Source organism: Paenibacillus sp. NPDC058177 (assembly GCF_042883835.1).
GTDB classification, from domain to species: domain Bacteria; phylum Bacillota; class Bacilli; order Paenibacillales; family Paenibacillaceae; genus Paenibacillus_AQ; species Paenibacillus_AQ agri.
This window is the reverse complement of record NZ_JBHVVB010000001.1, coordinates 1,324,496-1,337,837: the sequence shown is the minus strand read 5'-3', so window position 1 is coordinate 1,337,837 and position 13,342 is coordinate 1,324,496. Positions and strand designations below refer to the sequence as shown.

The following is a 13,342-nucleotide window of genomic DNA, read 5'->3' as shown; positions in this document are numbered from 1 at the left end:
CGTTTCTAGGGAAACATAACTTTATAGTGGGAGTGTGAAATATGAAAAAAATATTAGGGGTTTGTATTATGATAATGTTGATACTAGCATCGGCTTGTGGAAATGTTGAAATGACATCAAATCCAAATAATTCCAGTGAGCTTAAACCTGCAACGGATGAGTCTATTATTCCAAAAAACACATCCGAATATTGTGATATAGAAAGTATAAATTTGGATAGTGAAGCTGAAAAATATTTCTATGGAACTTGGAAAGTTGAGAAGCATTTAGGATTTGCAAATTCATATAATGATGCTTCTGAATATCCAACAGGGCAAAAATTTATTGGAGATGAAATTATCATCAAACAAGACTTTTTTTCATCAAAAGGACTTAAAAACTATAGTGTTTATCAATATGAACTAAAAAAACCATTATATGAGATTACAGCGACATGCTATAACTCTGACTCTTTTTATAGATTATATAAAATAGATATCCCAGATTTAAATATAAATGATGTAGTAAAAGTAATAAATATAAGTGACCCTTCTACAAAAATTAGAGTACCTTTAAGTTTTTTTGTTGTTAATACCGATAGGCTTATCTTGTTATCAGAGGCAACTATTTTTGAGCTTAAAAAAATTACTGATTAAATGAATTAAGGTTATGTAATAATAATGGATGCCGCTCTTCCGACTCCAGGTGTCGAGGATTTGGAAGCCGCCGTGGAGTCGATCCATCTGAGACGTAATTAGTTGACGCATATTGTGCAGCAAAGTAGGTAAGAGAATTGAGGAAGTTAGGCCGTTCCACTTCCCGAGAGAGGAGAGCGGCACATCCGCGCGTTCTATAAAGATCCGTGTATTTATGAAAGGCAGTTCAAGTAATTGCTACTGATTTGCAGCTAAATTTTGTAGCAACAGATTATTATATTTAGCCGCATGTTTTTGCTCATCGAGAATAATTCCATACAAAGTATCCTTGTAAATACCGTACGGAAGACCGAACCATATCTTTCGATATTTTTCAACTGCAGATAATTCACCTTGGAAGGCTTTTTGCAACCCGGCAATATAAGAATTAACATTCTCTGGAACTTCATTGCTAACTCCCATCACTTTATGTCCTGTTAATTCCCAATACATTTGGTGAAACATTTGATTATGTCCTCTTTCATCGTTCCGAATAGAGGTGATAACTTCAGCTTGTTCTTGGTTCGGAGCAAGTTTGATGAGCTGGTCATAAAAAAGCTCATCATTTCGTTCACCTTGTACGGAATTCCTCATTAATTCAAGTGCATCTTGTGTTGAAGTGGCCCAAACGGGAACGAATTGTGATCTAGACCAATGCGGATAAATCATATGCATGAGCGTAGCCTCCAGAAATATAAGTATTTATATCCTCAATTATATGCACATGAGCCTAGTGTGTGATTAATTCTGAGTTTTGGTTGAACCATACAGAGGTTGCTTATATGGGGCTACAGGGTGCCAAGTAAATGAGCAGTATACACAAGTGAGAGGTAGTAGATGTATCCGTTTCTAGTGACTTGTATTGAAACAGCAACTTACCCTAATTAGAGCGTCTCAACCAATTTCTGAATCTTTGAGTGGGAAATTAAATATACAGGACCCATTATTTCTATTTTGCCATCCTTTACACGTATAGCGCTCTTCTGTTCTGCAGCATAAACATCAATCTCTTCAGACAAGGGGAATAGGTAGCCTTGAACAAACGTGGCGTAGTCGCGTTGAGAGTGAGATTCATAGGCAAAATGATCAAAGCCAATACTATCATAAATACTACTTGTTTCAACTTCATCAGTGTTATTCAAGCTTAACCATTTTGCAGCCATGTTTAACGCACCGGCGCTGGCACCCATTATAACGGCATTGCTGTTCTTAATAACATCCGATAATTCATATTCCGCCAAAAAATCGTTCTGCAGAACAGGATCTCCACCGCATAAAAAAATGACAGAAGCGTTTTGAATTAATCGCTGGGCATCTTCCTTCTGCATCCGGTAATCAATGAAATGATATTCATTAAAAATAATGTTAGCCTGATTCAACCATGTCCATTCAGAAACATCATCAAAGTTAATTTTCTCATCTGTATAACCAGACGGTGTAGCACTAATCATAACAAGCGATTTTCTGTCTAGTATATCCTCATGCAAACATTGGACCAGCTGCTCTGGAAAAAAATCATTAAACCAACTGAAATAATAGTGAGTACTCAAACTTAATTACCTCCATATGTATTATTTACATGGAGGCCGCCGGTATTCGGCAGCCTCGTTTTTGAGCCAGGTATCCGCTAGTTGAGTGACGATCTCTTTTCTGACTTTTTTCGCATTTCAAATGCTGATAATGGTTATTGGATTGATTTCAACAACTTTATCTCGGAGGAGGGTAAAACTAAACGCTCAACCTCCACATCAAGTGGCATGAATCCTAAATTATAATAAAGGGATTCGGCATATGTTCCTTGCAACACACCAATCCTTAATATTGGATAATCCCCGTACAAATGTGTTAATGCTCTCTTTAGCATTTTGGAAGCTAATCCCTTGTTCCTGTATGTGGGGAGGACACCGATGTTAAATACACCAGGAGAAAATATTCGCTGGTGCTGGTAGTTACACAAGAATAACAAACATGCTCCGACTAATTGATTAGTATTATTATCATATACCAGCGTAGATGCATTAAGCATTGAACTGGTAAAATGATTTAAATTCAAGTTAAACATAAAGCTTTCATTCGAGGAATGACCTCTTCGAGCTGCATTAATTCCCCCTTTAAAGCTCTCAAATAACAATTCTGCTATTTCTAATTCGTTTGCATACTTTCCGTTCTCGATAACAGGCGTTTCAATTCTAACACAGTCATCCCATATGATATCGAGGACTTCGGTTGGCCGTTGCATCCAACGGGAACGATTAATGTCTACCCAAAAGCCTGCTCTGGAAAATAAATCAACTTGATGCGGAAGTACATCAATCACCGTTATATCCTTAGAGCCGTCAGAAAAATCCACAAGGAGTTGCTTTATTAATTTCACTACATTTAATTCATCATTAAAAGGCGGAATAAAAAACAAGTTATACATACTACTTGCGGATAGAATTACCCCGCCAATTTTTGCCTCATCTTTAAAAACCCAAAATGAATTATCGCCATCATATACATCAAAGGCAGATTCTTTAAAAAATCCGTTATGCGCTTGATTATAATAAACACTGTAATAAATACTCCAGGCTTTAGCATCAGCTTTGCGTAAAGAGAATTGATCTGACAATGCATAGAAAGTCAGATCCGTCGACCATGTTCGGGTGTTTGTGCACATCTAATTTCCTCCGTTTTAATTGATTTGACTTGCAAAGATTAGATAATTGATAGCTGTTCGTCTTTACCATTTCACATCACCCTTTCAAAACATTATAATTACATTTTAATCCAACAATAAGTCGAAATTGTGATAAAAAACAAATAAAATAAAAAAATATTTTGTGGTGTCCTTTGTGCTTAGAACCACTACGGTGACCGTACTATAGGTCGATGAAAGTCCTTGATTGCGTTATTCTGCCCGTATAGATGATGCACAGTACGAATATTCTTGCCAGTGCCTGTGAAATATTAGGTGGATGTGTCCGTTTCTAGTGACTTGCATTGTTATATAAGTATTCATAAAGAGAGAGGGGGACTACATATCGACACCACAGGGATCGAAGATTATATTCAACAGGTGCAGCAGGGCGCGGCGGAAGCATTCATCCCGATTGTAGAGGCGTACCAGCCCAAGAGAGGACAGAGGCGGTGTATCTGACGTTCAGCAGTATTAAAGAGCAGTTGACGCAAACTGTGCAGTAAGAAAAAGTTGCTGTTACAATTACAATAGATCAAAATATAGTAAAGGTTGTGGTCAATATGAAAGATATTCTTGAGAGAAAAATTAAATATAATTCTGAAATAGTGGACTATAGATGTAATTTATTGGAAATTAAAGATCAAGGGATAAAGCTGTTTCATGTTATAGAAACCCCCTTTACTATGATCGCTGGAAATGCTGAATTAACTATTCCTAAAGGAAGCTATACTGTTGCGTACTTCTGGGAAGATCGACCATATAATTTGTATTTTTGGAGAAATAGCGAAGGAGAGTTCATAGGTGCTTATTTTAACCTTGTAAAAAATACAAAAATTAGTTCAGACATGGTTTCTTTTGAAGACTTAATTTTGGATATTTTAGTCTTTCCTGATGGTAGATATTACATTTTAGATGAAGATGAACTACCTGTTTCTATTGAACATTTTGAAGAAGGGAAAGTTAAATGTGCATTAAATATGCTGACCTCTACATTGTTTGAAATCCTCGAAGAGGTTAAGAAAGAAGCTGCTAGTACGTATAATCATGAGTTACTTTCGAATTATCTATTTTAATTTATTTTTTGATGTTGCACAGTACGAAGATTCTTGACATTGCCTGTGAAATACTATGTGGATGTGTCCGTTTCTAGTGACTTGCATTGTTATATAAGTATTCATAAAGAGAGAGGGGGACTACATATCGACACCACAAGGATCGAAGAGTATATTCAACAGGTGCAGCAGGGCGCGGCGGAAGCATTCATCCCGATTGTAGAGGCGTACCAGCGGCAATTATTTATCTACTGCTGTCGTCTGCTGGGTGACGAGCAGGATGCTGAGGATGCAGTGCAGGATATTTTTCTGAAAGCCTATAAGTCAATTTATAGCTATGCGCAAGCCGTCAGCTTCAGTGCCTGGCTATACAAGATTGCTTACCATCATTGTCTGAATTTGATTCGTAAGCGTCAATTGTACGATAAGCTGAGCCGACTATGGAAAGGGCATTTTGTTGCAGAGAGCGCCGAACAGGAGTATTTAAGAGGGGTTTTCAATGAGCCACTTTCTAAAGCACTGACCAAACTTTCTGCGGAGGAAAGAAGCTTGCTGATTCTGTATGTTTTTCATGAGAAGAGCTATACAGAGATTGGGGAAATTGCAGGCAAAAGCCCGGAAGCTGTTCGTAAAAAAATAACCCGGGTTCGCAATAAGGTGAAAGATAATATCAATTCATGTCAGGAGGAAGGTCAATGGGAGCATTCATGGATTCAGACAAAGAGTTAAGGAGATATTCCGTGTCCGACGATCATTTTCGAGAGATAGACCTCACGTCCAGCATCAGACAGGAAATTGCGAAGATGGGGCATACCAATGCTACAAGATCCCGGCCTGTTAAAAGAAAAACGATTCTATCCATTGCTGTAAGCTGTGTTTTTCTGCTCTCATTTACCGCTTATGCCGCCTCTGGACACCTGCAAATCTTTAATAGTAAAGGAGAAGTTGTGGTTAAAACAACCGATCCATCGCCTTCGTTGCCTGATAAGCTGAGCAATGAATTGGAGATATACCGTAAACAAGTATTAAGTCTTTTACAACCCGGCGAAGTGGCGGCTTATTACATCAAGGATGATTATATTAACAAGCTGAACGGCTATGACACGGTAAATGAACTTAAATTCGAACAGCTTCCCATAGATTATCGTTCCTACAAAGATTTCTTGGCTGAGCAGGCACGGACTTCGGCACCGAGACTTCAGCAGCCCGGATATATTCCCCAAGGGTTGAGCTTCTCTTACGGAAAAGTTTTTCTTGAGGTACCTCTTGGTAAGGAGCGCGAACCGTTAAAACAAAAGCTAATCGATCGGGCGAATGCTTCCAAGAACACCGACAAATTATTTATCGAAAAATTGCAGGCGGCCAAAGCTTATTCGTCAGTCCTCCATTTAACAGATGGGAAGAACGATACCGCTGTGGGAATCATGGCCAGTTATGGCCAGGGAATCAGCTTGACCAAAACACCGGATGCTACGTCCGAGATCATACAGCTAAAGCAAGTGGAGGCGATGTATCTCAAGCAGCCTACCCATGGCGAAACGATCACCTGGTATGACAGCAAGCAAGGCATTGTATACACGATAATGGTGAATAAAGAGGGGCTAATGAGTAAGACGGAGCTTATAAAGATGGCGGAAAGTTTGGTTTCTGAGTGATATCTGCGTTGCGTTAGCAACGGCTGATTAAGAAGGAAGCCGGCCATGTGACCATGGGCTCATGAAGTGAAGCACAACAAAGGAGGCTGATCCCAAAGATATATCTTCCTATGGGACAGCCCCTTCTTTTTGTAACAAATCTAATTTGTTGTGATTCTAAGCGAGATATGTAGCTGTTAATTCATCTGCATGAGTGCCTTCTTGTTCTGAAGCTTGAAATTGAATGTTATATAACTGTGCGTAAAGCCCATTTCTTTCTAATAAAGAATCATGTGTGCCTTCCTCAACAATAGTACCTTGATCTAAGACAATAATTCTAGACGCTTCTCGCACGGTTGAGAGTCTGTGCGCAATCACTAGTGTTGTTCGATCCTTCATTAACAGATCAAGTGATTCCTGAACCATTCGCTCGGACTCGTTATCGAGAGCGGAGGTAGCTTCATCCAGAAGAAGGAGTGGAGCATCCCGAAGGAAAGCTCTGGCTATGGCTATACGTTGTCTTTGACCACCGGATAAAGTTGATCCATGTTCACCTAGCAAAGTGTCATAACCATTAGGCAGCTTCGATATAAATTCCTCTGCACCTGCGAGACGGGCGGCGTGCTCTATTTCTTCATCCGTTGCTGTACTAGAGCTGTAAGCAATATTATCCCGTATACTCCCTGAGAACAAATAAGGGGATTGTGGGACATAGGTGATCATTGCCCGGGCTTCTTCAAGCTGATCAGGAATAGATCTTCCATAAACAGAGATGCTACCTGCATTTGGCTCATACAGTCCACAGCATAAGCGAACGAGTGTCGTTTTCCCCGACCCGCTTGGTCCTACAACAGCGATGGTTTCACCGTGCTGAATGTGGACATTAATACCAGTAAAAAGCGGGGATTCATTACTCTTGTTAGATGAATAGCTGTAATGGACATTCTGTATTTGTAGTGCAGCCACGTCATCAGAAATTACAGGTAATACGCCTGGTTTTGGTGACGCGTGATCGTTTCCTTCATCAGGTGAATCTAATATAGCGAATACGCGGTCTGATGCACCTAAAGCTTCCTGTACACTGCCCCATGTTTGGGACATATGGACAAATGGCCATTGAACCCTTCCCATCAGAATAATAAAGGCGAGTACTCCACCTGCAGTCGTCCCACCTTTTAAAGCAGATAAAGCTATTAAAGCCGCACATGTTATCATAATGATATTGTTGATAAAAGCAGAAGATTGCCATAGGAGTCCATTAAGAAGGGATCTTCTCAGCTGCATTCTTCGTAACTTCTCACGTTCTAACGCATATTTGTCTAAGAGAATTTCTTCTAGTGAGAAAGCTCTGACGACTGCCATGCCTTGCAGTGTTTCTTGTAGAATCCCACGCAATTCTGCCTCTTTCGCATATATTTCAGTAGATAATTTACGTAGCCTCCGATCAAAGAAGCGGCCAGAAAGAAATACAAGGGGTCCCGATCCGAGCGCAAGCAGGGCGAGCCAGACATCCGTTTTGGCCAAGTATAGAAAGGAAATACAACATAAGAGAAGGTTATAGCCTAAATCATATACAATACTGTTAATCATACCAATGGCTGCACCTGCATCCTGATTATTACGTGAAGTCAAATCACCGGAATGCATGGATTGTACTTGCTGGAAAGGGATTCGGTTACTCTTGCCAAATAGCTTACCACGGATATCCCAGGCCATCCGGCTTTGAATGACAAAGCGGAAGTAATGCTGCAGCATAAGACAGCAAATGATAATCACACAGACAATGGCACAAATAACGGTTATCCGCGTAAGCGCATCCATATTAGAGCCGTTGATCGTATCAATAAACACCTGCTGTACAGCTGCAATTCCTACATCCATTACTAACCTGGCGGAGAGGAGGAGTAGAGCAACAATAAAGCCAATACGATAAGGCCTAGCATAAGACATTAATCGACGCAGCACATATCCTAGTTTAAGATTTTTGGATTCTTGTATATTCATTACGCTTCCTCCATGACTGCAGCAGAAATATCATTCTTCTTCAATGTTGTCTCCACCATGGCGTAATACTTTCCTTTCAAATCCATTAGCTCCAGATGGGTCCCCTCTTCGACAATAGAGCCTGCTTCCATATAATAAATATGATCTGCATTTCTGATGGTAGAGAGTCTGTGGGCAACAACAACGGTTGTGCGATCATGCATGAGTTCCTGCAGTGCTTGCCCGACAATTTCTTCATTATGACTGTCGAGCGCTGCAGTGGGTTCATCAAGTAGTAGAAGCTTAGGCTTTCGCACAAACGCCCTGGCAATGGATAGTCGCTGTCGTTCGCCTCCAGATAATGTAAGCCCCCGTTCACCGATAAAAGTCTCATATTGATGAGGGGTTTTCATAATGAATTCATGGATACCAGCGTGTTGTGCAGCTGAAATAATCTCTTCAAAAGTAGCATCAGGTCTTCCCCATGCAATATTCTCATAAAGTGTTCCGGAGAATAGATAGGATTCCTGAGATACATAAGCCAAATTGCTACGCCAGGATCGAGGAGGAATGCTACTTAACAGTACATTACCGGAGTGAATTGTACCTTCATTAGGCTCATAAGATGACAGTATCAATTGAAGGAGGGTACTTTTTCCGCTTCCGCTAGGACCGGCAAGCGCGGTTACCTTACCAGGTTGAATCGTCAGATTGACATTAGTTAAGACTTGATCATCACCATAGCCGAAACCGACGTTGTTAAAAGAAATGGGATATAATCCGCTAACCGCCTGATTGGTGTTCATCGAGACTCCCGAATGAAGATTTTTATCATTGGAATCACGGTGTACACCTTCTTCTTGTAAATCCAGGACCTCAAATAACCGCTTACCTTGCGCCAAAGAGCCTTGTAATTCAGTCCATAGATTCGCAAGCTTCGACACTGGGTTTGCAATTTGCTCGAAGCATACAAGAAAGGCTGCCACGGCGCCCACATCCAAACGCCCTTGAATAACCAGATATCCACCATAGGAGAGAACATAGAGCAAACCACCAAGAATAACCGCAAGAGGCATATTATAAGCTACAGCTTCTAAGCGTGAGACCGGTAAATGAATTTTCAAATATTTCATAACCCGCCCTGTGAATTGCTGCTGAAGCTTGGGCGCAAGTGAGAAGGTACGAACAACCTCTGCACCCTGTACCGTATCCTGTATAAACATTTGTTGAGTAGTTTCAATGTGCTGTCTTTGCTCATGCATGGAACGCAGGCGAGAAGTGAAGGGCAGCATCACCAGAGGTACTAATGAGCAAATCAATAACATTCCCAAGGTTAAGGCATATTGGAGAGAGAGTAGATAGGTCAGAAGAAATGTAATTTGCATCAGATTACTGAAGAGATCAATCGTCTTCTGGTTGATACCTTGCTGGGCAGCAGTCGCAGAATCGTTAATACGGCTGATGAGATCACCAGAATGATAACGGTCTAAATCTTTCATTCGAACATTTAATAATCGGGATAGAACAGATACTTGCAGCTTGGAGGTAGATTTGAACTCAAGTACACCTGATAAGTAAGTTTTTAGAAAATTAGCCGCAGCATCCACAATTACGATGATTAGGGCAATAATTGCGCCGGACATCAAACTAGACATATCTTTATTCGTAGCAGCATTAATCATACGCCGTAAGGATTCAGCGATCCCAACCGATGCCAGAGAAATGATTGCTGCCAAGACACACAATAGGAGATACCACCCTAAATAGGGTCTTCCAAGCTTCAGTAAACGCATAAATGTATTCGAAATCGCTCGTGATTTCATTGTTGGCTCCGCTTGAGCATTCATAGATTCATTCAAATTAAACCCTCCCTGGTTCCTCGTCGAGCATGACCTTCGTAGTGATAGCAAGCAGCTCCCGCAATTTATCCACTTGAAGATGGTAATATAAGCGATGATCCTCTCTTTTGAGCTGGATGAGGTCTAAGAAGAATAAGAAGTTGGCATGATAAGTTACCGCAGCTGGTGTGATGCCAAGAGCTGTTGCAATTTCTTGCCCATAGTGCGGGCGTTTCCGTAATAGTAATAAGAAGTCTAAACGTCTTTTATCCGAAAATGCCTTCAAGAATAGCTCTGTCTTTTCCCGCTCAGCAGCAGGGCCAAATGCAAGATCATTATGTACCCCGAAGATTACCGTTCCCACACGTTCGGATTCTGCTGTGTTAAAAAAGAGACAATGGTTCCCGAATTGAGTCATGAAGCTAACATGAAAATTAGTAGGAACGTCATATAACGCAGGTTCATTTTTGTTAACCTCACGAATAAATCTTTCGGGATTACCTAGGAACATTTCTTCATACCACCGGGAGGCGTCTTGGGATGCTTTTCTTAACGGCTCTTTCCAACGCGAAAACACATCCCGATAGAACTGTTTGAAGAGATGCGTATAACGTTGCTTCGTGTCCTCCGGATGTTTGAGGCATTCGAGCAATGGCCCATGGGCATTAATAACCTCTGGATGTGGTTTTGTTCTAGTTACAAGCTCAGTCATTAAGCGAATATCCTTTTTAACGACCTCCCAATCGTTTCCTTCGAGTAGTTCTTCTAATTTATCGCAATACACGCCATATACCATCTCAGCAACTACCTTCTCGGCCGGACTTTTCTCCAAACGAATGATCCATGCTTCGGCCGTTAGTGGTTCTGCACAGGTACAGATGGATTCATAGAAAGCAAAGTCCAGTGCTTTATGAAAAAAGTTATATTGAAAGAAAAACAGAAGTTCTCGGATGGAATGAGGCGACAAAAGCGACCGTGCTTCATCATGATAGGATAAGGCATGGGGGTCCAGCTCCATCTTATAATCCGCTGCCCATGTGCGTATCTGCTCTTCATTAGCAATCATCCCCATGGATACAATTAATTCTAAAGCCTCATTGTAAGCAAATTTAATATTCTTTAGTAAGGTATTCTTCATCGTATCTGCCATCTCAGCCTCCAGTTTGAATATAATATTAATTAAATGTTATGCGTGGTTAGTTAATGTTTAGTCATCACTTAATGTTAAAATAAACCATATCCTATTTTTTGTAAAGATAAATATTTTGTTTTTATTTGGCAGTGTAATCCAATTCGAACAATTGTGAGGAACTGAAAATGTTATTTACAGATAACAGACCGATTTTAGATTTAATTCAAAGTGATAATGATTCACAAGCTGTCTTTAAAATCAGAAGAAGTTAAGGTAGGAGATATTAGTGATGAGGGGGAATATGGGGAATTTTTTGTGCTTGAGAATTTGGACGGCAATTTATTTGATGTATGGCGACATCATGATTGCGAGCTGGTTTACTAGATCTTTTTCATGTAAAAACACTGCAATCACCAAGAAGCCACTGAAATTTTTAATGGAGACTTTTTCAGCGGCCTCATCACTAACAGTGTGGCTTTTTAGTTCTTTTGACGCGACTCGTTAAACCTTGCAAGTGCAAGCTGTTCCATATCTCTTACAAATCCTTTTTTAGCCGAGCTATATTCGCTTGTGTTTTCATATTTTGTAGCTAATTCTTCTTCCTGCAATGCCCCATTCTCCTGCAACATCATATCCGAGTGAGTTCATCTTATCGTTAAATAAATCGACTTTTTATTTCATCTCCAAATATTGCTTTTAAAAATTCGGCTTCATCTTGAAATTGTCTAACCCAGTTTTCATTATAATCAGCTAGTCTTACTTTCACAGAATGCCCTCCTAAACAGTCTTGAGGATTACGTCGCAGAACGCCGAGAGATAAATGGATTTCCGGCTTGAAAAAAGAGCAGCTCAGAAACTAGTAAATAGTTCTGGACTGCTCTTATGTGTTTGAAGTGTCGCCCCGGTTCACTTCTTCTTGGTGAGTAGTTGACGCTTCATTAAGACCGCTGCGGATGCGGAGGGTTCTTCCGATCCTCCGCTCTAATGGTTCCGTATTTTCAACCTCTGATTTTTAGATAGAGCCATAAAATCATTCCAAAAAAACTATTCCGCAGTAATAAATCTTCTGCCAAGCCACCACATTACACTGCTGATCGCCAGGAAATATAAAGGCATCGTCAGCAATGAACCATTATGGAGAAGACTCATTCCCCATGTAGTCAGACTTACCAGCAAGTAGTATCCCAAGCTGAATATCGCACCTGCGGTGCCAATCACGTCATGAAATTGAACCAGTGCGAGACTCAAGCTATTAGGCAAAGCCATACCGGCACCAATCAACATCACGAACATAGCCATTAACATGCAGATGACGACCAGGATGTCCGGCACCCCGGACAGGCTGCTTCCCACAGTTAAGAGTAACGCCCCACTGGCCATGACTAGACAGCCACGGTGAATGATTTTTTCAGGTGCATACAGGGGTAATAATCTTCTGGAGATCATAGCCCCGACAACGGAGGCCAGAGCTACGATAATGCCCATAAAACCATAGACTCCCGGGGACAGCTTAAAGTGTTCGATGAAAATGAAGGGCGCTTCGGCATAATAACTGAATAATACCCCGTTAATTCCACCGATTATACCTCCGAATACCAGCACACGTGGCATTGCAAGCATTCTTCGAACTACCGGCAGTATCCCTACCTTTGATCTCTGAGAGACGTTAGTTGTCTCTGGCAGTTTCAAAAAGGCATACACAAACAACAACACACTCATCACTACAAGGACAAAGAACACCGCCCTGAAGCCGTAGACCTGGTCAACCCAGCCGCCAATAAGCGGTCCAACTGCCGGGGTAAACGCAATAACCGCTGATATTTGGGCAAACATGACATGTCTTCGCTCTCCTGAGACACTTTCGCGGAGCATCGTTTGGGTGACGACCGAGCCTGTTGCAGCACCAAAAGCCTGGATGAAACGGCTCACCAGAAGCCAATCGATGGAATTCGCATACAAACACATTAAGCTTCCGATGCCATAGACGATGAGACCGCCCAGCATCGCAGGCCTGCGTCCGATCAGGTCAGACAACCAGCCCCAGCAGAAGACGCCCAGAGCAAATCCGATAAAATAGATACTTAATGTAAACTGTACGGAACTATTAGATACACCCAGTGCCGCTGCCAGATCCGGTAGAGATGGGGTATAGATGGTCTCACTGATTTGTGGAAAACCCACAAGAACAATCATTAATAGTAAAGATGGTACTGCATATTTCTTCATTATAGTTTAGCCCTCCTACAAGCTGAGACTCCGTTATGACAACAAGAATATGAGCCTAGCTAGGGAAAGGGGGGCATCATGATGGCGAGACGACTATAAATCATCATTTGTTGAATTACCTTT

At 41.1% G+C, this 13,342-nt stretch carries 12 protein-coding genes; 4 read left to right on the top strand and 8 right to left on the bottom strand.

Going from position 1 to position 13,342, the window contains the following annotated elements; translation table 11 throughout:
* Positions 1 to 41: 41 nt before the first annotated feature.
* Positions 42 to 635: a hypothetical protein gene (locus tag ACFVU8_RS06370; protein ID WP_387426350.1), complete on the top strand. Its 594-nt coding sequence runs from the start codon at positions 42 to 44 to the stop codon at positions 633 to 635.
* Positions 636 to 872: 237 nt separating this feature from the next.
* Here the strand turns inward: ACFVU8_RS06370 and ACFVU8_RS06365 are convergent, their stop codons facing one another.
* From ACFVU8_RS06365 to ACFVU8_RS06355, 3 genes are all read right to left on the bottom strand, one after another.
* Positions 873 to 1,349 carry a ferritin-like domain-containing protein gene (locus ACFVU8_RS06365; protein ID WP_387426348.1) on the bottom strand — a complete coding sequence of 159 codons (477 nt, stop codon included), beginning with the start codon at positions 1,347 to 1,349 and terminating at the stop codon, positions 873 to 875.
* 209 nt (positions 1,350 to 1,558) lie between these two features.
* Positions 1,559 to 2,224 carry a Type 1 glutamine amidotransferase-like domain-containing protein gene (locus ACFVU8_RS06360; protein ID WP_379466740.1) on the bottom strand — a complete coding sequence of 222 codons (666 nt, stop codon included), beginning with the start codon at positions 2,222 to 2,224 and terminating at the stop codon, positions 1,559 to 1,561.
* Between the two features lie 134 nt (positions 2,225 to 2,358).
* Positions 2,359 to 3,333, bottom strand: coding sequence for a GNAT family N-acetyltransferase (locus ACFVU8_RS06355; RefSeq protein WP_387426347.1), 975 nt, complete (start codon positions 3,331 to 3,333; stop codon positions 2,359 to 2,361).
* Between the two features lie 581 nt (positions 3,334 to 3,914).
* On the opposite strand from ACFVU8_RS06355, the gene ACFVU8_RS06350 reads away from it, so the two are divergent.
* Genes ACFVU8_RS06350 through ACFVU8_RS06340 form a run of 3 tightly spaced genes read left to right on the top strand, consistent with a single transcriptional unit; the run spans position 3,915 to position 6,061 of the window.
* On the top strand, positions 3,915 to 4,427 hold the full coding sequence (locus ACFVU8_RS06350) for a DUF402 domain-containing protein (protein WP_387426345.1): 513 nt from the start codon (positions 3,915 to 3,917) through the stop codon (positions 4,425 to 4,427).
* A gap of 45 nt (positions 4,428 to 4,472) precedes the next feature.
* A complete protein-coding gene (locus ACFVU8_RS06345; protein ID WP_387427220.1) occupies positions 4,473 to 5,135 on the top strand; it encodes an RNA polymerase sigma factor in 663 nt (220 codons plus the stop codon).
* Positions 5,102 to 6,061 (top strand): DUF4367 domain-containing protein, encoded by a 960-nt coding sequence (locus ACFVU8_RS06340; RefSeq protein ID WP_387426343.1) that lies wholly within the window; start codon positions 5,102 to 5,104, stop codon positions 6,059 to 6,061. The genes ACFVU8_RS06345 and ACFVU8_RS06340 overlap by 34 nt, the downstream gene beginning before the upstream one ends.
* A 156-nt stretch (positions 6,062 to 6,217) precedes the next feature.
* Here the strand turns inward: ACFVU8_RS06340 and ACFVU8_RS06335 are convergent, their stop codons facing one another.
* The 5 genes from ACFVU8_RS06335 to ACFVU8_RS06315 all read right to left on the bottom strand — a co-directional run bounded on the left by ACFVU8_RS06335 (position 6,218) and on the right by ACFVU8_RS06315 (position 13,219).
* Positions 6,218 to 8,044: an ABC transporter ATP-binding protein gene (locus tag ACFVU8_RS06335; protein ID WP_387426341.1), complete on the bottom strand. Its 1,827-nt coding sequence runs from the start codon at positions 8,042 to 8,044 to the stop codon at positions 6,218 to 6,220.
* Positions 8,044 to 9,882 carry an ABC transporter ATP-binding protein gene (locus ACFVU8_RS06330; RefSeq protein ID WP_387426339.1) on the bottom strand — a complete coding sequence of 613 codons (1,839 nt, stop codon included), beginning with the start codon at positions 9,880 to 9,882 and terminating at the stop codon, positions 8,044 to 8,046. Before ACFVU8_RS06330 ends, ACFVU8_RS06335 begins: the two co-directional genes overlap by 1 nt.
* Position 9,883: 1 nt before the next feature.
* Positions 9,884 to 11,011 carry a helix-turn-helix domain-containing protein gene (locus ACFVU8_RS06325; protein ID WP_387426338.1) on the bottom strand — a complete coding sequence of 376 codons (1,128 nt, stop codon included), beginning with the start codon at positions 11,009 to 11,011 and terminating at the stop codon, positions 9,884 to 9,886.
* Between the two features lie 461 nt (positions 11,012 to 11,472).
* Complete coding sequence (locus ACFVU8_RS06320; protein WP_387426336.1) at positions 11,473 to 11,601, bottom strand: hypothetical protein; 129 nt, start codon at positions 11,599 to 11,601, stop codon at positions 11,473 to 11,475.
* A 436-nt stretch (positions 11,602 to 12,037) separates the two neighbouring features.
* Positions 12,038 to 13,219 (bottom strand): multidrug effflux MFS transporter, encoded by a 1,182-nt coding sequence (locus ACFVU8_RS06315; protein WP_387426335.1) that lies wholly within the window; start codon positions 13,217 to 13,219, stop codon positions 12,038 to 12,040.
* Positions 13,220 to 13,342 lie beyond the last annotated feature (123 nt).

Excerpts from the sequence above, each read along its gene's own strand:
- ACFVU8_RS06370 (WP_387426350.1), top strand. The coding sequence starts at position 42 with ATGAAAAAAATATTAGGGGTTTGTATTATGATAATGTTGATACTAGCA.
- ACFVU8_RS06365 (WP_387426348.1), bottom strand. The coding sequence starts at position 1,349 with ATGCATATGATTTATCCGCATTGGTCTAGATCACAATTCGTTCCCGTT.
- ACFVU8_RS06355 (WP_387426347.1), bottom strand. The coding sequence starts at position 3,333 with ATGTGCACAAACACCCGAACATGGTCGACGGATCTGACTTTCTATGCA.
- ACFVU8_RS06350 (WP_387426345.1), top strand. The coding sequence starts at position 3,915 with ATGAAAGATATTCTTGAGAGAAAAATTAAATATAATTCTGAAATAGTG.
- ACFVU8_RS06340 (WP_387426343.1), top strand. The coding sequence starts at position 5,102 with ATGGGAGCATTCATGGATTCAGACAAAGAGTTAAGGAGATATTCCGTG.
- ACFVU8_RS06335 (WP_387426341.1), bottom strand. The coding sequence starts at position 8,044 with ATGAATATACAAGAATCCAAAAATCTTAAACTAGGATATGTGCTGCGT.
- ACFVU8_RS06325 (WP_387426338.1), bottom strand. The coding sequence starts at position 11,011 with ATGGCAGATACGATGAAGAATACCTTACTAAAGAATATTAAATTTGCT.
- ACFVU8_RS06315 (WP_387426335.1), bottom strand. The coding sequence starts at position 13,219 with ATGAAGAAATATGCAGTACCATCTTTACTATTAATGATTGTTCTTGTG.